Below are 21377 nucleotides of genomic sequence, written 5' to 3' on the forward strand. Positions count from 1 at the left end.
TCAAACGATTTGTTTAAAGTTGGTTTAACACCTTATCTTAAAATATCCAAAAATCAGTTTTATGATTTCAGTCAAAAAGATATTCATCACGCTTGTTGTGGGAGGATTGGCAATGTCAGATGCATTTTCCCAGAGTGGATACTTTGAAGATGCATTGCGGTTCAGTCAATTTAGATCGACTGGTTCTGCCCGTATTACAGGGATCGGAGGAGCCCAAATGTCACTGGGTGGAGACATCTCCAACGTCCATGGTAACCCTGCCGGTTTGGGCTTTTTCAGGCAGTCAGAATTCAGTATTTCTCCCTCCTTTACCAATTGGCTTTCCGAATCCAATTATCTTGGCCAAATCCAAGAAGATCGAACCGGCAATTTTTCCGTTCCAAACCTAGGATTGGTTATAAGCAAACCAAAAGGACCGCTTCAACCAGGGAAATTCAGGGGTGGGTCTTTTGGGATCAGTTTCAATAGGGTAGCCAACTTCAACAATCAGTTTGGTTTCTTTTCAGACATTGAAGGAAATTCCTCGATCATTGATTTTTTCTTGCAGGACGCTTCGGGTATTCCAGAAAATCAAATTGAAAGTTTTGGGTTGACGGGCTTGGCATACCAATCTTACCTGATCAATCCCATTGCTTTTGATGAAGCTGGCAATCCGATCAATAATCCATCCCAGTACGATTCCTTTGTATTGGGGCAGCCTTTTCAGGATGAAATCGTCACAACAGAAGGGAGTGCCAACCAAACCAGTTTTTCTTATGGAGCAAATTTTGACAACAAACTCTTTGTCGGCGGTGGCATAGGTCTCACCTCCATTAATTATACATCGACCAAAACTTACAATGAAGAATTCTTCGAACAACCCTTGATTAATTCTTCCCTACAAGAGAATTTGAGGATCAATGGTTTTGGTGTCAATGTGAATTTGGGAGTAATTTATAAGCCGGTGGATCAATTAAATCTTGGGCTGAATTTCCAATCCCCCACCTGGTACAGGTTGAATGAGGAATATGATGCAAGGATTGTTAATTTCTTTGACAATTTCTTTTACGAGGATGAGGGAGAAACATTGGGTCGTGAGGAGGCCTCTACCCAAATTATTTTGGGTACATATAATCTAAATACACCATTGAGACTTAGTGGAGGAGCTACCTACTTCATTGGTAAAAATGGATTTATCTCAGCCGATGTGGATTTTCTGGATTACAGTAGCAGCCGGATCAATTCCAATGATTTCAATCCCAACGCAGACAATGCTGAAATAAGAGCTATTTATGGAACAGCCATCAACTACCGGATAGGTGGGGAATACAGGTTTGACATCTGGAGAGTAAGGGCAGGGTATGCCTTCTACGGAGATCCCTTCGTAAACAGCATTATAGACAGGAGTACCCAGCAATTCAATGGCGGACTAGGCGTACGACTAAAGAAGGTGTATGTCGATTTCGCCTTATCAGGAACTTACTTTGATCAAGTTTACAATTCCTATCCGGTTATTGAATCCAATGGAATAAACTCCGGGCCAATTACCCAGGTGAAAAACAAGATGACATCCGGGATGGTTACCGTGGGTTTTAACTTCTAAAAAACACCATTAATTCTGATATCAAAAGCTCAGTGGAGATGTCCTCTCCACTGAGCTTTATTTTTGCCTGATCATAAAACAAAACCCGCTGGGCATAAAGATTTTTAAGCTTGAGTATCATTTCTGCTTCGTCAAGTCCAGCAAACATTGGTCTTTTTCCTGTAACATCGGTCTTGAGTCGTGAATGGAGTTCACTCAATGCCACGTCAAGGTAAACTGAAATTGCGTGTTTGTTGATCAAGTCCATATTGTCGTTGAAGCAAGGTGTGCCCCCGCCCGTTGACAGTACAAACCCAGCTTCCCTGCTCAAAACCTGTTTCAGATAGATGGTCTCGAGTTCCCTGAAACCACCTTCTCCTACGGATTGAAAGATGTGAGGGATTTTTTGGTGGGTTTCTTTTTCGATCAAATGGTCGAGATCGATGAATTCGAAATTGAGTTGGAGGGCCAATTTCTTTCCAAAAGTTGATTTTCCCGAGCCCGGCAATCCAACCAAAACTATTTTAACTGGATCTTTCATCGTCCATAAAGCAATTTAACCGCTTCAGCGTCAGGGGTGTTTCTGTAATGGTACTTTTTCAGAACGACTCCGTTTTGAAGCAGCATCACTCCAGGATTTGACCGCATGATCGTTTTGATAACGGTGGCATCCCCCTGATACCCCTTTACGTCCCAATTTCTCGAATCAATCAAGCTGTGGATTTCTGTTTCGGAAGATGCCGCAACCAAAACAGCTTCGATGCCACTTCCCTTAAGACCTTTTATCATTTTGTCGATTTCGGTCAAATTGGAGGTTTCAAGCTTTGAAATATTGGTGACCATAATCAAGGCTTTGTCTCCAGTTAAAATGCCTTCCGTAAAATCGCCCTCTGTATTCCATATGGCAAAATCCGATATTTTGGGAAGGGCTTCCTCATTATTGAGATTCATTTCCAAAAATTCGTAGGATTCATCCGTTGGATATTGGTCAAATACAAATTCTTTGCCCTCCTTTTTCATCACATAACTATATTCCAAAGGCGCAGAGGGTTGCATGGCCAGCGGGATATTCACGCCCTCCTTATACGCCCGGAAGTCGATAAATGGAAGGTTTCGGATGGCCGTGATCGCCAAAATAACAGATACTATCACACTTATCCTGACTGTCCAGGTTGCCCAAGGTTGATAATTATTAACCAAATCTTTTCTGAAAAAGAACAAGATTCCAATCAAAATCAACAAAAAGATGTCCTTGAAGAAAGATTCCCATGGAGTGAGTTTGATGGCGTCCCCAAAACATCCGCAGTCTGTAACCTTATTAAAATAAGCAGAATAGAATGTCAGGAAAGTGAAAAACAAAATCATCAAGCCAAGGGCCCAAACCGTTACTTTTAACCGGACGCCCAAAATCAGCATAATCCCCAAGACAACTTCCAAAACCACCAAAACTACGGCAATGGATAAGGAAAATTCTTTGAACAGATAAAAAAAGGAGGCAATGTCATTGGAAAAAACATCAAAATATTCTTCCAACTTAATGGCGGTGCCCACTGGGTCATTGATTTTGATCAGTCCTGAGAAAATAAACAATCCACCGACGATCATCCTAATAATGAGCAACATTCCTTGTTTAAACATGGTATTCTAATTTTATTAAGCAGAAAACGGCATAATTGATCATGTCTTGATAATTCGCCTCAATTCCTTCTGAAACGATTGTCTTTCCCTGGTTGTCTTCAATTTGTTTGACGCGAAAGAGCTTCATAAGGATTATGTCCGTCATCGAGGCAACACGCATGTCCCTCCAGGCCTCTCCATAATCATGGTTTTTGTTTTCCAACAAGCCACGAGTTGCATCGACCCAATGATCGTAAATGGATTCAATTTCCTCATAAGAAAGTTCTAGGCGGGGATCATCTTTCAGGCTAATCTGCATCAAGGCAATTAGGCTATAATTGATGATGCCCACGAATTCATCTGCAATTGGGTCACTTATTTTTTGTGTATCCTTTTCCTGAATGGAACGGATGCGCTGGGCTTTTATAAATATTTGATCGGTAATGGAAGGAAGTCTTAAAATTCTCCAAGAAGTACCATAATCTATTGTTTTCTTCTTAAAAAGTTCTTTACAAAAGTGGATAACTTGGTTATATTCGCTGATGGTTTGCGTTTTCAAAGCAATGATGTTTAATGAACAATATTTTGAATTCTTCTTCTGAAATCGAAGATAAATTATTTACCCCAAAAATAACACTTAGAAGTAAAGGAAAGCTATTATTATTGGAGGAACCCTGGGTCATGGGTATTTTAAATGTAACTCCCGATTCCTTTTTTGTTGGTAGTAGGGTGCAAAAGAAGCTTGATGAAGCTGTTTTTCGCGTAGAAAAAATGCTTCTAGAGGGAGCCAAAATCATTGATGTCGGAGGTTACAGCAGCCGACCCGGTGCAGCCATGGTTTCTGTGGAAGAGGAAATGGACCGTATTCTTCCTGTTATTGAAAAAATCAAGATTCATTTCCCCGATTGTTTGGTTTCCATTGACACATTCAGGGCAAATGTTGCCAAGGAAGCGGTCCATGTAGGTGCGGATATTGTCAACGATATTTCTGCAGGGGACCTTGATACGGAAATGTTAGAAGCCGTGGGTAAGCTTTCGGTTCCTTATATTGCCATGCATATGAGAGGCAATCCCCAAAATATGCAGGAGAAAACGGGCTATGAAAATATTATTTTGGAGATTGCACAAAATTTCTCCAGAAAATTGAACCAATGCAAAAAAGCTGGCATTAATGATGTTATACTTGATCCAGGATTCGGTTTTTCCAAAACATTGGAGCAAAATTACTATATTCTAAAAAAATTGTCTTATTTTAAGATAAATCAGGTACCCATCTTGGTTGGATTGTCAAGGAAGTCGATGATCTATAAACCGTTGGATTGCACACCGGAAGAAGCCTTAAATGGAACGACAGCTCTCAACATGGTTGCCTTAACACAAGGCGCGAATATTCTAAGGGTACACGACGTGAAAGAAGCAGTAGAAACAGTCAAATTATATAAACAAATTTACCCTTGATTTTACTTTTCAAAATTGGTTTTTTAGAAATATCCATTGTCAATATCATTGATATTACATTGGTGAGCATGCTATTGTACCAAATTTACAAGCTTCTAAGGGGTAGTGTTGCCATTAAGATTTTTTTGGGGTTTCTTTCCATATATCTCGTTTACCTTTTGGTGAGTGCCTTGAGGATGGAGTTGCTTTCCATTATTTTGGGCCAATTTATGGGAGTCGGTGTCATTGCTGCCATCATTATTTTTGCTCCAGAAATCAGAAAATTCTTGATGATCATTGGTAAATCTTCCATTCTCTCAAATGAAAATATTCTTCAAGAATTGTTGTTTTGGAGAAAAAGGGAGACAGAAGCATTTAATATCAATCCAATCATTGAAGCATCCAAAGCCCTTGCGGGAACCAACATGGGTGCCTTGATGGTGATTTCCAATAATTCTGAGCTGAAATTCTATGCGGAAAGCGGAGATCTTTTGGATGCATTGGTTTCCAAACGGCTATTGATTTCAATATTCAACAAGTACAGCCCATTGCATGATGGAGCAGTGATCATTTACAATGGAAAAGTGAAAGCCGCAAGGTGTATTCTTCCTGTAACGGAAAGGGATGTGCCGGCACAATTTGGATTGAGGCATCGTGCTGCTATCGGCATGTCAGAGGCCACAGATACGCTGGTGCTGATTGTTTCAGAGGAGACGGGACAGACTTCTTTGGCCAAAAACGGAAAAATTCTTCACAATCTTTCTTTTCAGGAAGTGAGGGAGTTGATCAATGGATACTTGAGTGGCAATGATATCGATGATAAATTTGAATCGATCTCTGTATATGAAAGGGGAAAGTTCACACCTTCCCCCTCAAAGGCATAAAATTTTTATTTCAATACACCAAGTTCTTTTCCAACTTCAATGAAGGATTGGATGGCGGTATCCAAATGCGCTCTTTCGTGGCCGGCAGAAATTTGGACTCTTATTCGGGCTTGTCCCTTGGGTACGACTGGGAAATAAAAGCCGATCACATAGACTCCTTTTTCCAATAGTTTCTCAGCCATTTTTTGTGACAAAACAGCATCATAAAGCATAATCGGTACGATTGGATGTTCACCTGGTTTGACATCAAAGCCAGCCTCAGTGATTTTAGACCTGAAGTACTTTGTGTTTTCTTCCAACTTATCCCTTAATTGGGTAGTCTCCGATAACAGATCTAGGACGGCAATGGATGCTCCGGTAATCGAAGGTGCAAGTGTATTGGAAAATAAATAGGGTCTGGATCTTTGTCTAAGCAATTCCACGATTTCTTTTCTTCCGGAAGTAAATCCTCCGGAAGCGCCACCCAAGGCTTTCCCCAAAGTACCAGTGATGATATCGATCTTTCCTACTACCCCCTTCAATTCATGGACGCCCCTTCCTGTTTTGCCCATAAATCCAGTGGAATGGCATTCATCAGACATGACCAAGGCCCCATATTTTTCTGCCAAAGCGACAATTTTATCCAGTTGGGCAATGGTGCCATCCATGGAAAAGACACCATCTGTGACGATGATCTTCTGTTGGGCGCCTTTGGCTTCGGCATCCTGAAGTTGGGCTTCCAGGTCTGTCATGTCATTGTGCAGGTATCTAAACCGCATGGCCTTGCATAGTCGAACGCCATCGATGATGGAGGCATGATTGAGTGCATCAGAAATAATGGCGTCTTCTGGGCCAAAAATCGGCTCGAAAACCCCACCATTTGCATCAAATGCAGCAGCATACAAAATGGTGTCTTCGGTGCCCAAAAATTCCGATATTTTCCTTTCGAGTTCCTTATGGATGTCTTGGGTCCCACAAATAAATCTAACTGAGGACATTCCAAATCCATGCGTGTCGATCGCAGTTTTTGCGGCTTCGATTACCTTTGGATGAGAAGATAAACCCAGGTAATTGTTTGCGCAAAAGTTCAATACTTTTTGTCCCCCAAAGATGGTGATCTCCGCAGCTTGGGGAGAAGTGATGACTCTTTCCTTTTTAAAAAGGTCTGCAGATTCTATTTCTTTTAACTCTTTTTGTAATTTGGGCTTTAAGGTGTCGTACATGTTAGTTTTTTTCTAATTTTAAAGAAAACACTCCTTTGAATTAAATGAAAATCATTCAATGAAATCATTATTTTTGTAACAATCAATTCCCAAATATAATCAAAAAACCTCAGCAGGTTTGAGGTAACGAAGAGGTCAAAAGTCAAACAATGGAAAGAATTCTTATAATCGGAGCAGCTGGACAACTTGGATCAGAATTGTCACAGGCGCTTGCTTCACAATATGGTGGTGACAATGTCATTGCCACCGACATTAATCCCTTGGCAATCGAAAAGCTGAATTTTTGTAGGACTGCCGTGCTGGATGCAATGGATAGAGACGCCTTGAGAAAATTGGTGAGAGCCCAAAATGTCAAACAAATCTACCATCTGGCAGCGGTGTTGTCTGCCACCGGAGAGCAAAAGCCACTATTTGCTTGGCACCTTAATATGGAGAGCTTACTTTTTGTTTTGGAGTTGGCGAGGGAGGAAAAACTCGATAAGATTTATTGGCCTTCTTCTATTGCGGTTTTTGGGCCGAATACGCCCAAAATCAATACCCCTCAATATTGTGTGAAAGAACCCAATACCGTTTACGGGATATCGAAACAAGCGGGAGAAAGATGGTGTGAATACTATTTTCAAAAATACAATGTAGATGTAAGAAGTCTCAGGTACCCGGGATTGATTGGTTACAAATCACTACCAGGCGGAGGAACGACTGATTATGCAGTCGATATCTATCATAAAGCGATTGCCGGAGAGCCTTTTGTGTCTTTCTTGAGTGAGAACACCCTTTTGCCGATGATGTTCATGCCGGATGCCATTAAGGCAACACTCGATTTGATGAATGCTCCTTTAGAAAAAATAAAGGTAAGGTCTAGTTACAATTTGGCGGCCATGAGTTTTTCTCCTCAAGAAATCTTCCAAAGTATCAAAAAACACTTCCCCGATTTTTCGATCAGTTACGCACCTGATTTCAGACAGTCAATCGCAGACAGCTGGCCAGATAGTATTGATGATTCTGTTGCAAGGCAAGACTGGGGTTGGAAGCATGACTATGATCTGGACAAAATGACAAAAGTGATTCTGTCCAATTTACCCACTTACCTGGAGTATTTGAAATAAAAAGCAGGTAGGTTTTATATGTTTCAAAGGGAATGGATCGGTTTATGCAAAGCCGATCCATTCCCTTTTTTTATTTGTTTTTGAGTTTGATTTCCTCCGGATCAAATCCCAATACCAATTGTCCACTTGGAAATTCCACAATGGGTCTTTTGATCATACTGCTTTTTTCCATCAGGATTTTAATGGCAGATTCTCTGTTTTCCAAAAGGGATTTTTCCGAATCGGTTAATTTCCTGAAAGTTGTTCCTCTTTTGTTGATCAAAGATTCTATCCCGACTATTGATTCGAATTTCAACAATAAATCCTCAGATGGTGCTTTCTTTTTATAGTCTACGAAATCATATTCAATACCTTCTGCCTCCAGAAAGGAGAAGGTTTTTTTCATGGTATCGCAGTTTTTAATTCCGTAAACAATAAGGCTCATGTTTTTTTGTTTTAAACTTAAGTGCTGTCTTTATTGGTGGATTTCAATCAAGGATTCCTCGTTCGCTGAAATAATCTTGCCAATCAAATCATCGGATAGGGCTGTGGAAAGGAAGAGGCTTTCAAATTGAGAAGGAGCAAGATAGATTCCCCTTTTCAGCATGGCTTGAAAATATTTCCCAAACAGCACAGTATCGGACTTTTTTGCGGATTCAAAATCCGTAACCGCATGGTTGGAGAAAAATAGGCTATACATACTACCCACGTGATTGATGGTGTAATCCAATCCCAATTTATCCAATGTTGCTTGGAAACCGGTTGTGATCTTGCTTCCAATGGCATTCAGGCGGGTATAAACCTCTGGGTTTTCATCCAAGTGATGAAGCATCACAAGGCCGGCAGTCATGGCGATCGGATTGCCAGAAAGTGTGCCTGCTTGATAGACAGGTCCTGAAGGAGAGACAAAGTCCATGATTTCTTTCTTTCCTCCATATGCGCCTACGGGAAGTCCGCCTCCGATGATTTTTCCTAGTGTAGTCAAATCCGGGGTCACGCCATACATTTCTTGGGCGCCACCTTTTGCCAAACGAAAACCTGTCATGACTTCATCAAAGATCAATAGGATTCCTTCTTTATCGCAGATTTTCCTTAGCCCTTCGAGGTAACCAGGGGCAGGTGTAACCAATCCCATATTGCCGGGAACAGGCTCTAATATCAAGGCAGCAATTTCTCCTTTGTGGATTGCAACCAAATTTTCGATGGCCTCCAGATTGTTGTATGGAGCCAATAATGTGTCTTTGGCTGTGCCTTTGGTTACACCAGGAGAATCAGGGGATCCCAATGTGATGGCTCCAGAACCGGCCGAAATCAAGAATGAATCGCCATGTCCGTGGTAATGTCCTTCCAATTTGATGAATTTATCTTTGCCTGTATATCCTCTGGCAAGCCTGATCGCTGACATGGTGGCTTCGGTACCTGAATTTACCATCCTTACTTTTTCAACAGAAGGAACCATCTTGGCAATTAATTCTGCCATTTCCACCTCGTGAGCAGTTGGCGCACCGAATGATGTTCCTTTTTCCATGGCTTTGATGACAGCTTCTCGGATCAGGGGAGGGTTGTGACCCAAAATCATTGGTCCCCAGCTATTGATCAGCTCAATGTAGGAGTTTTCATCCTCGTCGTAAATGAAGGCGCCATCGGCCCTTTTGATAAACAGGGGGTCTCCTCCGACAGCACGAAAGGCACGGACAGGGGAATTTACTCCCCCTGGGATAAATTGCTTCGCCTTTTCAAATAAGGCCTTGCTTTTGGTGATTTGCATGTAAACTGAATTTTATTTTTCGATCAAAACACCGTCTTCCAATTTGAAGATGGGTATGTATCGGTTATTCTTACTGTTTTGAAAATTAGTTCCGTAGGATATTTTTCCCTTCCTGAAACCTTTTTTGTCTAAATTCTTTCTGAGGTCAAAACCTTCATTGACGTTGATGGATTCATGAAGCCAATAGGCCAAGTCATATCCTAAATGGGCATTGAAAGAAGGGAATGTGCTGTATTGCTTATAAAATCCATTTTTGAAATTCTCTACCTCAGGACTTTCCAACCTGACAGAATTGTTGCCAATAAACCGTAGGTTTTGGTTTTCCAGCATTTCATAATTGGCGAAATTGAAGTAAAGCCAACTGTCCATTACGAAGATCGGCAAATCCACATTGATGGATTCGAGTAATCCGAAAATGGGGGACGCAATGTTTGGGTCATCCGAAAAAACAAACACCATGTCTGCTTTCGGATTTGAATTTCTCGAAACGTTCAAGTTTGAGAAAAAAGTACGGATGTCTTTTTCATTCACCGATTTATTTGCAACGATTTGGTACCCCAATTTAACCGCCAATTCTGCAGTTTGTTTCGACAAAAGCTCATCTCGAGTGGCTCCGGAATATGCGATGGCAATTCTTTTTCCTTCAAGATTTTTTCTTGAAAAATCCATCAATCCTTGGCTGATGGAAGAGACCGAAGGCCTAAACAAATAAGCAAAGTCATAGGCTTCAAATTTTTCATCTACGTTGGACAAAGGGTTGATAAAGGGAATGTCATTGTTTTCTGCAAAAGCAGCCACTATTTCAGTTTCCTCAGGGTATACCGGGCCCACGATGATGTCTGCTATTTCCAAAAATGGATCTGCCAATATTTGCTTTAATTTTTCGGGGTTTCTTGCAGAATCGAAAGTACGTAAGTTTACTTTCTTGCCGTTTTTATTCAATTCATCGACACCTAATTTTAATCCTTGGTAAAGCTCAAAGATAAAGTTGTGTGCATTTAGATTGTTTACTCCGGAACCCCCGGAATAATTGAAAGGAAGGATGACTGCCACTTCCAAAAATTGAGGGTTTTTATTTTTTTCTTTCTTCGCAATTCCATCCTCTATTTTCGCGGATTTGACCTGATTGTAGATTGCCTTTTCATCAGTGGACATGATGGTTTGGCTTTCCAGTTTTTCTTTCAAGGCTTGCATAAAACCTTGGTTGGCGTTGAACTTTGAAAGATTTGAAGTTAAAAAACTCACGGATTCATTTTTAAGAAAAATATAGCTGGCTTTTTCTGCCTCTTTAAAGAGGTTAGCATCTTTAATTTCTGAAATTGCGACTAATGCTGATAAATTATCTTTTTTCTGGAAATTTGCCAAAGCATATAAATATTTTGCATCATCCAGTTTTCTCCATGATTTGGCTTCCAATAGCGGCTTTAGTGATGTGGAGGCCAATTCAAATTGATTGTTGAGGTATCCGGCATGTGCAAAATGGTAAGTGGCGTATTTGGAAAGCTCTCCAAATTTGGTGTCATCCATGTAAGGCACCAAAAGACCCATGGCCTCTTTGTAATTCCCATAACCGATCAGGGTTTTGGCTCTTTTATAATTGGCTAAATTGTCCTGAGCGTAAGTATTCGTTACAAATACAGGAATCAAAATCAATAGCAACAAAAGGCTTCTCATAGAATATTTTTCAAATTACAAAGACAAAAATTATTCCTAACGTAAATAGTTTTCAAATTTAATGGATTTTGGGTCAAATAAAAGGGAACTGTTTAAGGCTCTTAAATGAAAAAGGCTACAGGAAGTATGTTTTTGTTTTCCTGTAGCCTTTTATCTTACCTTTTTTGGTTGGTTTTATTCCCACTCAATGGTAGCAGGTGGTTTTGAGGAAATGTCATAAACAACACGGTTTACACCCTTTACTCGATTGATGATTTCATTGGACATCTTGCCGAGAAACTCATATGGCAAATGGATCCAGTCTGCAGTCATTCCATCCACCGAACCTACAGCTCGCAGGGCGACGACTTTTTCATAAGTCCTTTCGTCACCCATAACTCCCACGGAATGAATCGGGAGTAAAATTGCTCCTGCTTGCCAAACTTCATCGTAAAGTCCATGATCTTTTAAGCCCTGAATGAAAATATGATCCACTTCCTGAAGTGTTTTTACCTTTTCGGCGGTGATATCACCCAAAATCCGAATGGCCAATCCAGGCCCGGGAAATGGGTGTCTGCCGATGATTGTTTCTGGGATTTCCAAAGCCCTGCCAACTTCTCTCACTTCATCCTTGAACAGGGTGTTGAGCGGCTCAACCACCGAGAGTTTCATGAAATCAGGCAATCCACCGACGTTATGGTGGGATTTGATCGTGGCCGATGGACCATTGATGGATACCGATTCGATCACGTCTGGATAGATGGTTCCCTGTCCCAACCATTTTACGCCTGGTATTTTATGGGCCTCTTCGTCAAAAATCTCGATAAAAACCCGGCCGATTGCTTTTCTTTTGGATTCTGGTTCCGTCAATCCCTCCAAAGCGTCGTAAAACTGTTGCTTGACATCCACTCCGATTACATTGAGTCCCATGTGTTTGTAGGAATCCAATACTTCCTCGAATTCATTTTTTCGAAGCAGTCCGTTGTCCACAAATACACAGGTGAGGTTTTCTCCAATCGCCCTGTGAATCAGTGTAGCGGCCACAGAAGAATCTACTCCTCCGGAAAGGCCCATGACTACTTTGTCGGTACCGATTTTTGCTTTGAGGTCGGCAATCGTTGCGTCTATAAAAACGTCGGAAGTCCAGTCTTGGGCGCAGCCACATATTTGGACCACAAAATTTCTCAAGAGGTTTTTTCCTTCTGATGTATGCGTGACTTCAGGGTGGAATTGAATTCCGTATGTATCTTCCCCTTCGATTTTAAATGCAGCGACCCTAACGGAAGAGGTGCTCGCAATCACTTCAAAGCCTTTTGGTAACTCTTTTATGGTGTCCCCATGGGACATCCAAACTTGGGATCCATGGGTCATTTCTTTCATTAAATCATAATGGGTGTCAATATGGCTTAAATTGGCTCGGCCATATTCTCTGATTTCAGAGGGGAGAACCTCTCCACCATACTTAAGGGCTAAAAGTTGAGAGCCATAACAAACGCCAAGAATTGGCAATTTGCCTCTTAAACTGTCGAGATCCAAATCAGGTGCGCCTTCATCTCGGACAGAGCATGGACTACCGGAAAGAATGATTCCTTTGATTTCAGAAGTGATTTCTGGAATCTTATTAAAAGGGTGGATTTCGCAATATACATTCAGTTCTCTCACTCTTCGGGCGATGAGTTGGGTGTACTGAGAACCAAAGTCAAGGATCAATATTTGTTCTGCCATGCGCAAAGGTAAACAGGCTATCCAAATTGCGAAAATTATATCCTGAAATTTTCAGAAGATAGTTCCAGATTGGACTGATGATCGAGGCATTGACGTCTTTTTTCAAGCTTTTATTTTTTTCATCCCTAGGGCAAAAACTTTACGCGGATTTTCAATCAACAGAAGATCCAACTCTTTTTGTGTAAATCCCTTTTCTTTCAAGGCTGGAATTAAAACCTTGAATATGGACGTGAATTCCTTAAAATCGCCTCCATCAGGCTCTCCTGGACTGTACCACCCTGCATCATGAGAAATGAGGATTTGATTCAACAAATCATTTTCCTTGGCGAAAACCAGTCTTTCCAGATGACCATCCAAATCCCAGACGACTCCATCCAAACTGATCCAGACTTTTGATTTTCCTGCTTCCAAATATTTTCCGAAGTCTTGCTCTGCTTGTGCATGTACCCAAACAAATGCTGAAAGGTCAACGCCTTCGGCCTTTAAAATAGCGATTTGTGCGGAGGCAGTTTGCCAAGATCCCGTATGGGAGACGATTGCCATTCCAGTTCTAAGGTGGGTAAGCGCAGCCGCCTTGACCAGTTTTTGGTCCATTTCTGACAATTCCGATGTGTCATTTACCGATATTTTTATAAATGCGGGCTTGATCCCGGTTTGTTCAATACCGTTTTCAAATTCCATAATCCATCTTTTGGACAGCTCCTTCGCCGTTTCGGAATAGGCATGTTGTGGTAAGTATTTTCCGCCTACGGCTCCATAGTAGCCGGTATTCGTGAGGATATTCAAACCGGAAAGCTCGCTAAGTTTTTTCAGCAATTCAGGATCTCGTCCCAAATAGGCGGGTGTACATTCCATGATGGTTTCCACTCCGAGGGATTTTAATTCCAGGAGATAGGGGAGGACTTTTTTTATGACAGTATCTCTATCCCAACGGTTGTATCCGGTTTTGTCAGCACCAATAAAATCAACAAGAATGTGTTCGTGAATCAATGAAATACCCAAAGAATCTGAAGAAACTAAGCCTTTGGCGGTGTGGATAGGGGCTCTTTTGTGAAGGTTTGGGCCGCAGGAAAAAACATGGATGGCCAGAATGAAAATGTAGAGGATGGTGTGTTTCATAGGGCCATTATTGAATCAGGCTAAATATCGATACCTGTAATTTAACCACATTGTTTTAGAAAAATAAAAAATCACACAATTTTGGGAGAATAAACGAAGGTGGGTTTCCACTTAACCATCAGCCAAATCCGCTGCTTCTCCCTCAAATAAAGTTTCAAGAGCAACTGCTTGGATTTTTTCCACTTCTTCTAGGTATCTGCCAAATGCCGCAGTACTTCCATGGGTTAGATAAACCTTTTCTGCTTCAGTGGATTTGATGGCTGTGATCAATCCTTCCCAATCGGCATGATCCGAAAGAACAAATCCAATATCGGCGGCGCTGCGCTTTTTGGCACCACGGATATTCATCCAGCCAGAGCAAACAGCTGTGCGGAAGGGTGCGAATTTTTTCATCCAAGCACTCCCCATCGCAGAGGGTGGAGCAATGATAAGAGCTCCTTTGAATCTCGATTTAGGAGTTTCGGCAGTCACTTTGGGGATGTCTCGTATAGGAACTCCATTGGATATTAATGCTTGGTTGGTGTTCCAGATGGCTCCATGGGCAAAAATATCACCGATAGAAGCATCCAAGTTGTTGATGATTCGTTGGGATTTTCCAAGGGAATAGCTGAAGATCACAGAATTTCGACCCTGTTCTGTATTTTGCTTCCACCAAGCATTGATGGAAGCAAAAACAATTGCCTGTGGTTCCCATTTATAAATTGGCATCCCAAAGGTGCATTCAGAAACAAATTCATGGCATTTCACCGGTTCGAATTGTTTGGATAAGCCATCATCCTCTATCTTATAATCCCCGCTGATGACTACTATTTTACCTTTGTAACTCAACTTAACTTGAGATGATCCAGGGATGTGGCCTGCTGGATGAAGAGATACTTTTACTCCATTGATATCCATAATTTCGCCATATTCCATGGTTTCCAACGAGATATCCGAACCCAATCTAAGCCGCATCACTTTTTCCGAATGGTGGTGGGCGAGGTAGTGTTTCATTCCCCAGCGGGAGTGGTCAGCATGGGCATGTGTGATGATAGCCTTATCAACCGGTTTCCATGGATCAATAAAAAGCTCCGCCTGTGGGCAATAAAGGCCATGATCGGTGAGTTCGATTAAAGACATAATGTGGGTTTGATTCTGAATTTAAAAAAAAAGAGAATTGAAGACAAAAGATTTCGTTTTTTATCAAACTTATCTCCTATCCCAGGCTGTGAAGCTTTAGATTTCAGTCAAGCCTTTTCCCGGCTTTGGATAGCTAAGCCTAGAAAGTTTTTTTCCCAAATGGTATTCATCCAATCCGGAAACGGTGACAGTTCCCAAAAAATCCAAATCAAGAAAACCATCAGCCTTAATTCCTTCTTCCTTCACAAAGACATGTTCGATTGCTCCAATGATCAGGACGGTTCCATTGATTTTCAATGTCTGGTGCTCTGAGTAAGAGCAAGCTATTTTCATGGGGCTCATCTCCACAAATGGCGCATGAAATCCTGATAAATATTCCTCCTTTAACCCAGTGGCCTCAAATTCAGACCCTTCATAATTGGCAGCGGTTTGATGGGCTTCCTTATAAAAATCTTTTGTGACATGGTTCAATGTGAAAAAACCAGTTTCTAGGATGTTTTCCAAAGTATGCCTGACGACCGTATGCGGTCTAAATAGAATCCCAACCAGAGGAGGGCTGGCTCCGATGTGGAAGACTTGTGAAAAAGGGGAGAGGTTTGACACTCCCGCGTTATTTTTTGTACCAATGAGATTCAGGCTTTTGTAGCCTGAAAGGCAATTGACGAAGTTTCTTCTGAAGGAAGGATCCGCTTCTAATATGGACTGCTTATCGAAATGTTTGATCATTTGACAATCGCTTCTTCTATAGAATCGCAATATTGGATATCTAGCTGATCAATAATGTTATCAGGATTGTTTTTCATGATCTGCTCCTTGGCAATCATCACCATTTTCTCAAACCATTTCTCGGTAGGAAGGATTTTTCGGTGTTTGACGATGCCATATTTCAACATTTCATTTTTCCAATGAAGGAAATACCATTCCATACTGGGTTGGTGAAAGGCTCTTAAGGATCTTTTGTCAAAAATAAACTTATCGAAATCACCTTTTTTGACGACCTCACTGATCTGCAAAAAAGTATTTTTAAAATCCTCTATGGGTACATAATCCGTCAATAACTCACAGATGATTATTTTTTTGGAATGATTGACGAATACTTTTGAATACCTTTCTTCGAAAAGTAAATCAAATTCATTCAGTTCTATTGAATTGGTTGCCGTATTCATAACAAAGGTGGGTATATCATTTAGAGAAATGAGTTTCTAGTTTTAGAGTGGGTGGTGGCCACTTCATTACGGAAATGATCTAAATTTTCCTCCAACCGGATTGCATATTCCAAAGTTGTTTTCATAAGATCCTGCTGGGAACTTATTTGTTCCTTGAGCCTAGACAATTCTTTGTTCATCTCCATGAATTTTTCTTCATACTCTTTTTTCAGCTTTTCTTTTTCAAGCTTCGCTTTTTTTAATTCTTCCTTGAAAATCAAATATGATTCCGGTGGAGTCTTCATAACCATTGTACATTAAACGCAGGGACAATACCCATATCTTTTACACTTATTACAACCAATTGTTTAAAATTATTTGATCGAAGACATTCCGCCATCCACATGGAGATTTTGGCCGGTCATCCAAGAAGCTTCGTCCGAAAGCAAGTAGACCGTTGCCGAAGCAATATCTGCAGGCTGGCCGTACCTTCCAAGTGGGTGCCTTTTGTTGGAAGCTTCTTTTTTATCCTCATTTCCCAGCAATGTTGCGGCCAGAGGAGTATCTGTTAAAGACGGAGACACAACATTCACGCGTATCCCATTGGGCGCCCATTCGGCAGCAAGTGACTTGGCCAAACCTTCTACAGCACCTTTGGCGCTTGAAATCGAAGAATGAAATCCCAATCCTACCTTTACGGCCACCGTACTGAATAATACCACTGAGCCTGAGGATGATTTTTTTAATCCAGGCATACAAGCCTTTAGGGTTTTCACCGCTCCCAGCACATTGATTTCATAATCGTTTCTAAAATCACTCAAAGAAAATCTATGAAAAGGTTTCAGATTTATGGTGCCTGGACAATACACAAATCCATCGATAACAGTTGGCAAACCTGATATCGTCTCAAAGTCTTCGGTGACATCGAGTTTTGATTCCCCCGATGCGGTTTTTGAAAAAAGAAAAACATTAGCTCCTTTCGCTTCGAGCATTTCAGAAACCTTTAGTCCAATCCCTGAATTCCCTCCAATAATGACAACGTTCTTATCTTTCATAAAATCTTTATTTAATTAATCCATTAAAATCAAAAATGTTTGAATAGGCACAAAAAAAATCGGGATTTTATCCCGATTTCATTTTGTAATCATTTGATATTTATAAGGAAACGTATTTCAAGAATTCGTTTCTTGTTTGTTCATCCTTTTCAAATTTCCCACCGTAGAAAGATGTCACTGTTGAACTATTTACATCATTGATTCCCCTGGAGGATACACACATGTGATCTGCATCGAGAATGACTGCAACATCGTTGGTGCCCAATATTTCTTTCAATTCATTGCCTATTTGCATGGTCAATCGCTCTTGAACTTGCGGTCTTTTTGCAAAATATTGCACTATTCTGTTTATTTTGGATAGACCTATTACCGTTCCATTCGAAATGTAAGCCACATGGGCTTTTCCATAGATGGGAACGAAATGGTGCTCACAATTTGAGAAAAAGGTGATGTCTTTTTCCACAAGCATTTCGTTGTACTTGTATTTGTTTTCAAAAAGTTTGGCTGCAGGTTTATTCTTTGGGTTCAGACCACTGAATATTTCCTTCACATACATTTTTGCAACCCTGTGTGGAGTTCCTTTCAAACTGTCATCAGAAAGATCAAGACCCATGATGTGCATGATTTCTTTGAAATGCTTTCCAATAAGCTCAATTTTGAGATCGTCATCCATTTCGAATGCATCTGCGCGCAATGGGGTTTCGTAAGAGGTTCCGACGTGATCTTCACCCATTTCTTCTATTTCTTGGGCGTAATTAATTCCCATCGTATTCAACAAAGTTTCTTTCTGTTTCATATAGTCTGATTGTTAAATCGTACTTATCTTCGAGTTGTTTTCTTAAAATATTCCAAATAACCACAGCAATGTTTTCTGCAGTTGGGTTGAGGTTTTGAAATTCATCTGTGTCCAAGTTTAGGTTTTTATGGTCAAATCTATTCAATACGTGCTCTTTGATGATATCGCTTAAAATTTTCAGGTCTATCAAATAACCAGTTTCTGGATCAACAGAACCCCTTATTTGTACGATTAATTCGTAATTGTGACCATGGAAATTCTTGTTGTTGCACTTTCCGAAAATGTTTTCATTCTTTTCATCAGACCAGAACGGATTGTTCAGTCTGTGTGCGGCATTAAAGTGCTCTTTTCTAAATACAGTTACTTTCATTATGAGTCAAACAGGAAAGGTTGATTTTTTGTTTAATATTTATTTTTTTTTATTAAACAAAAAATATAATCCATTGAAAATCAATATTTTTAAATTTGAAAGGTTTGGGGAAATTCATTGGGGTTTTTTCAATTTTCATAAATTTTTGAACTCATTCTCCCCGTTTTATGACCGCAATCTAACAATCTAAAGCAGAGAAACAGTTCACGCTTACCCTATTAAATATATTTTGAGTCAAAAAATCACCTTAATATTTCAACAAACTAATTCATAATCAAATATTTAAAGGCTTAAGGATTTGCATTATTGAAAAAAGGGACCGTTTTTTGTTCTTTGGGTTAAACTTAAAGAAAATCCTTTCAAATGGTGAAAATTCTGACTTTGTTGACATGCTTTTTTTTGGGGCCAATTTTAAATTTCCATTCTCCTGTATCTTCCTCAATTTTGGAAGAGGAAGTGATGATGGTCAATGCAGAAAACAAATTCATGGATAGGGTTGTCAACAACCAAAACAATCCAGAGAGTGAAATGCCAACCCACGAAGTCCTTCAATATGGAATAAAAGGATATTCTCAATTGTCGAATACTGGTGAAATCCAGCAAGGAAAACCCCTAACGATCATCGATTATTCTTTGCCTTCCAACAAAAAAAGGATATGGGTAATCGATATGGAGTCAGGTACGATTCTTTACCACGATTTGGTTTCACATGGTAGAAATTCCGGAGAATTGTTTGCAAGAAAATTCTCCAATGTAAATTCTTCTTACATGAGTAGTTTGGGGTTTTATTTTACTGGAGAAACTTATCATGGAAAACATGGATATTCCCTTCGTTTGGACGGTATTGAAAAAGAATTCAACGGAAATGCAAGGGAAAGGGCAATAGTCATCCACGGCGCCGATTATGCAAAGGAGGAATTTGTCCATCAAACAGGGCGCTTGGGTCGTAGCCTCGGATGTCCAGCACTTCCCGAAAAGGCGGTTTCTCAAGTCATCAATTTGATCAAAGAAAAATCCTTGATATTTATCTATGGCAATGATCCGGAATATCTTAATAAGTCGGAATTTTTAAATGCCTGATTAATTTTTTCTTTTTTCCATCAGGGATTTGTGTATTTCTGAATCCCTTGAATAGATATCTCTTCTAAAATACATGTTTCCATTCGTGTCTGCCCAATAGGTGATGTACACGATCAAAACGGGAACTTGTCTGTCCAACATCACTGTTTTTTCTTTGGTGAGATGCATCGCTTTTTTGATTTCTTCATCGCTCCATTTGCTGTCAAAAGACAACAATAATTTTGCAAACTCGAAGGGTTTTTGCAGCCGGATGCATCCATGACTCAAAGCCCGATCTTCCCTTTCAAAAAGGCTTCGTGAAGGGGTGTCGTGGATATAAACGCTGTACTTGTTGGGAAACATGAATTTGACCAGTCCAAGTGCATTCTGTTCTCCCGGTCTTTGTCTGATGATATAGGGGAATGTTCTTGGGTTTACTTTTGACCAGTCGATCGTTGAGGAGGGGACCATTTGGCCAGTATTTGTCAATATTTCCATGTTGTTCCTGGCCAAATATCGATTGTCTCTTTTTACTGCGGGGATGATTTCATTTCTGGTTATGGACCGAGGAACTGTCCATGTTGGGCTAAAAACGATATATGACATCATTGCGCTGAATTGTGGAGTGGAATGGTAGCTTTTCCCCACAATGACTCTTGAACTCAACAATGTGTCCCGATTTTGGATGTAGTCCAATTGGAAATTTGCAGTATTGACCAAAATCAATTCTTGGTCTTTGAGATTGCCTGGGATCCATCTCAATCTTTCCAAGTTTACAGATGCTGTTGCAATCAGATCTTTCGGTGTTTGGTTCAATGCATGAATCGTTCCTTGGCCGATAATACCATCTGGCTCCATGCCGTGCCTCTTTTGGAATTTTCTTACCCCAAGTACCATAGTGGAATCATAAAGGTTTTCCTTAGAGGATAAATTTTCATCGATAAATCCCCAAAAAATCAACCGTTTTCTTATTTCTGGAATATTGTTATTGGATTCTTCTGGTTTGGTGGATTTATCGACCTTAAGACCTTTCCAGGAAGCGATTGGATCGGTTTCGAATTTGGATTGGAATTCGAAAAGTGTTCGAAGTCCGTCTCGCATATTTTTGTAGATGGAAAAAGAAGGGTAAAGTTCTTCAATATTCTTTCTGATTGCTCCTTCCGACAATGCTACTTGTAATCTTTCATCAATGTTCAATTCTGGTGCAGACCTTTGGATGTTCCATTCCGCATTTAGATTTTCTGGATTGACTTTTCCCAAATACAGATGGGAGGAAAGCATAATGTAAGCATCAGTGAGCAATATGTCAATTGAAGCAACATCCGACTTCTCAATACGAGCTTGTCGGTTATCCAAGGTTTCAAATTTTTCGAAAATTGTATTTATCAAATCCAAATGATAATCTGCGGCGTTCAGTCCATCGAATTTGGCTTGTTGGATTTCATAGCGCATTTCATAAGCCATTTCAGAAAGTTTTTCATTCTTCGACCAGGCAGGTTCAAAATCCCTGTTTTGGTAGAATTTTATGATTACGACTGAACTGAATAGATTGTTTCCAAAGATCGAAACTGAGGTTTCGGGTTCTGTTGGCTCCAAAATGTTTCTGATCAATGCGGGGGTTTCAATTGCCTGATCCGCTTGCTGTGCTTGGAGAAATTGGCAAAAGGACAAACAAATAAGAAAAAGAAGGGTTTTTGAACGCATGGTATTGTCCTGATTAATTCTGAATTTACAAACAAATCAACTTAGAAAAAAGGCGTCAAGGAATTCGTTTTTGTTCTC

At 40.3% G+C, this 21377-nt stretch carries 22 protein-coding genes; 5 read left to right on the forward strand and 17 right to left on the reverse strand.

Annotated elements, in window-relative coordinates; all coding sequences use genetic code 11:
* Positions 1–61 precede the first annotated feature (61 nt).
* Positions 62–1582 (forward strand): OmpP1/FadL family transporter, encoded by a 1521-nt coding sequence (locus F824_RS0117300; RefSeq protein WP_019599186.1) that lies wholly within the window; start codon positions 62–64, stop codon positions 1580–1582.
* On the opposite strand, the gene F824_RS0117305 is transcribed toward F824_RS0117300, so the two are convergent.
* The 3 genes from F824_RS0117305 to F824_RS0117315 are packed head-to-tail and all read right to left on the reverse strand — an operon-like array spanning position 1572 to position 3737.
* The gene (locus F824_RS0117305) at positions 1572–2102 is read right to left on the reverse strand and encodes a shikimate kinase (protein WP_019599187.1); all 531 of its coding nucleotides are present in this window, start codon (positions 2100–2102) and stop codon (positions 1572–1574) included. The two genes, F824_RS0117300 and F824_RS0117305, sit on opposite strands and share 11 nt — an antisense overlap.
* The gene (locus F824_RS0117310; RefSeq protein ID WP_019599188.1) at positions 2099–3199 is read right to left on the reverse strand and encodes a BT_3928 family protein; all 1101 of its coding nucleotides are present in this window, start codon (positions 3197–3199) and stop codon (positions 2099–2101) included. Before F824_RS0117310 ends, F824_RS0117305 begins: the two co-directional genes overlap by 4 nt.
* Complete coding sequence (locus tag F824_RS0117315) at positions 3192–3737, reverse strand: DUF1599 domain-containing protein (protein WP_019599189.1); 546 nt, start codon at positions 3735–3737, stop codon at positions 3192–3194. Before F824_RS0117315 ends, F824_RS0117310 begins: the two co-directional genes overlap by 8 nt.
* Before the next feature lie 14 nt (positions 3738–3751).
* Between F824_RS0117315 and folP the strand changes: the two genes are divergently transcribed.
* Both folP and cdaA read left to right on the forward strand, forming a co-directional pair.
* Entirely contained in the window at positions 3752–4636 is an 885-nt protein-coding gene (gene folP / locus F824_RS0117320; RefSeq protein ID WP_019599190.1) for a dihydropteroate synthase, read from the forward strand.
* Positions 4633–5499 carry a diadenylate cyclase CdaA gene (cdaA, locus tag F824_RS0117325; protein WP_019599191.1) on the forward strand — a complete coding sequence of 289 codons (867 nt, stop codon included), beginning with the start codon at positions 4633–4635 and terminating at the stop codon, positions 5497–5499. The genes folP and cdaA overlap by 4 nt, the downstream gene beginning before the upstream one ends.
* 5 nt (positions 5500–5504) lie before the next feature.
* Here cdaA and kbl read toward each other — a convergent pair whose 3' ends face one another.
* Entirely contained in the window at positions 5505–6701 is a 1197-nt protein-coding gene (kbl, locus tag F824_RS0117330) for a glycine C-acetyltransferase (RefSeq protein ID WP_019599192.1), read from the reverse strand.
* Positions 6702–6850: 149 nt separating this feature from the next.
* Here kbl and F824_RS0117335 point away from each other — a divergent pair, with 149 nt between their 5' ends.
* Complete coding sequence (locus F824_RS0117335) at positions 6851–7807, forward strand: NAD-dependent epimerase/dehydratase family protein (protein ID WP_019599193.1); 957 nt, start codon at positions 6851–6853, stop codon at positions 7805–7807.
* A gap of 70 nt (positions 7808–7877) precedes the next feature.
* Here F824_RS0117335 and F824_RS0117340 read toward each other — a convergent pair whose 3' ends face one another.
* The 12 genes from F824_RS0117340 to F824_RS0117400 all read right to left on the reverse strand — a co-directional run bounded on the left by F824_RS0117340 (position 7878) and on the right by F824_RS0117400 (position 18536).
* A complete protein-coding gene (locus tag F824_RS0117340) occupies positions 7878–8231 on the reverse strand; it encodes a Spx/MgsR family RNA polymerase-binding regulatory protein (RefSeq protein ID WP_026333776.1) in 354 nt (117 codons plus the stop codon).
* A gap of 30 nt (positions 8232–8261) precedes the next feature.
* Positions 8262–9554 (reverse strand): glutamate-1-semialdehyde 2,1-aminomutase, encoded by a 1293-nt coding sequence (gene hemL, locus F824_RS0117345; RefSeq protein WP_019599195.1) that lies wholly within the window; start codon positions 9552–9554, stop codon positions 8262–8264.
* A 12-nt stretch (positions 9555–9566) separates the two neighbouring features.
* Entirely contained in the window at positions 9567–11228 is a 1662-nt protein-coding gene (locus F824_RS0117350) for an ABC transporter substrate-binding protein (RefSeq protein WP_019599196.1), read from the reverse strand.
* A 174-nt stretch (positions 11229–11402) separates the two neighbouring features.
* Complete coding sequence (gene guaA, locus F824_RS0117355) at positions 11403–12932, reverse strand: glutamine-hydrolyzing GMP synthase (RefSeq protein WP_019599197.1); 1530 nt, start codon at positions 12930–12932, stop codon at positions 11403–11405.
* Between the two features lie 102 nt (positions 12933–13034).
* The gene (locus tag F824_RS0117365; protein ID WP_019599199.1) at positions 13035–14051 is read right to left on the reverse strand and encodes a phosphotriesterase family protein; all 1017 of its coding nucleotides are present in this window, start codon (positions 14049–14051) and stop codon (positions 13035–13037) included.
* A 111-nt stretch (positions 14052–14162) separates the two neighbouring features.
* On the reverse strand, positions 14163–15170 hold the full coding sequence (locus F824_RS0117370) for a ligase-associated DNA damage response exonuclease (protein WP_019599200.1): 1008 nt from the start codon (positions 15168–15170) through the stop codon (positions 14163–14165).
* 96 nt (positions 15171–15266) lie between these two features.
* Positions 15267–15896, reverse strand: a complete 630-nt coding sequence (locus F824_RS0117375; protein WP_019599201.1) for a flavin reductase family protein — start codon at positions 15894–15896, stop codon at positions 15267–15269.
* Positions 15893–16336: a hypothetical protein gene (locus F824_RS0117380; RefSeq protein WP_019599202.1), complete on the reverse strand. Its 444-nt coding sequence runs from the start codon at positions 16334–16336 to the stop codon at positions 15893–15895. The genes F824_RS0117375 and F824_RS0117380 overlap by 4 nt, the downstream gene beginning before the upstream one ends.
* A 20-nt stretch (positions 16337–16356) precedes the next feature.
* On the reverse strand, positions 16357–16620 hold the full coding sequence (locus F824_RS0117385; protein WP_019599203.1) for a hypothetical protein: 264 nt from the start codon (positions 16618–16620) through the stop codon (positions 16357–16359).
* Positions 16621–16689: 69 nt separating this feature from the next.
* Positions 16690–17370, reverse strand: a complete 681-nt coding sequence (locus F824_RS0117390; RefSeq protein WP_019599204.1) for an SDR family NAD(P)-dependent oxidoreductase — start codon at positions 17368–17370, stop codon at positions 16690–16692.
* Positions 17371–17470: 100 nt separating this feature from the next.
* Positions 17471–18166, reverse strand: coding sequence for a GTP cyclohydrolase I FolE (gene folE / locus F824_RS0117395; protein WP_019599205.1), 696 nt, complete (start codon positions 18164–18166; stop codon positions 17471–17473).
* Positions 18126–18536, reverse strand: a complete 411-nt coding sequence (locus F824_RS0117400; protein ID WP_019599206.1) for a 6-pyruvoyl trahydropterin synthase family protein — start codon at positions 18534–18536, stop codon at positions 18126–18128. Before F824_RS0117400 ends, folE begins: the two co-directional genes overlap by 41 nt.
* A 363-nt stretch (positions 18537–18899) precedes the next feature.
* Between F824_RS0117400 and F824_RS0117410 the strand changes: the two genes are divergently transcribed.
* Positions 18900–19616 carry a murein L,D-transpeptidase catalytic domain family protein gene (locus tag F824_RS0117410; RefSeq protein WP_019599208.1) on the forward strand — a complete coding sequence of 239 codons (717 nt, stop codon included), beginning with the start codon at positions 18900–18902 and terminating at the stop codon, positions 19614–19616.
* On the opposite strand, the gene F824_RS0117415 is transcribed toward F824_RS0117410, so the two are convergent.
* Positions 19617–21299, reverse strand: coding sequence for a L,D-transpeptidase family protein (locus F824_RS0117415; RefSeq protein WP_019599209.1), 1683 nt, complete (start codon positions 21297–21299; stop codon positions 19617–19619).
* Between the last annotated feature and the right edge of the window lie 78 nt (positions 21300–21377).

It is taken from the genome of Rhodonellum psychrophilum GCM71 = DSM 17998 (genome assembly GCF_000381545.1).
Lineage (GTDB): Bacteria > Bacteroidota > Bacteroidia > Cytophagales > Cyclobacteriaceae > Rhodonellum > Rhodonellum psychrophilum.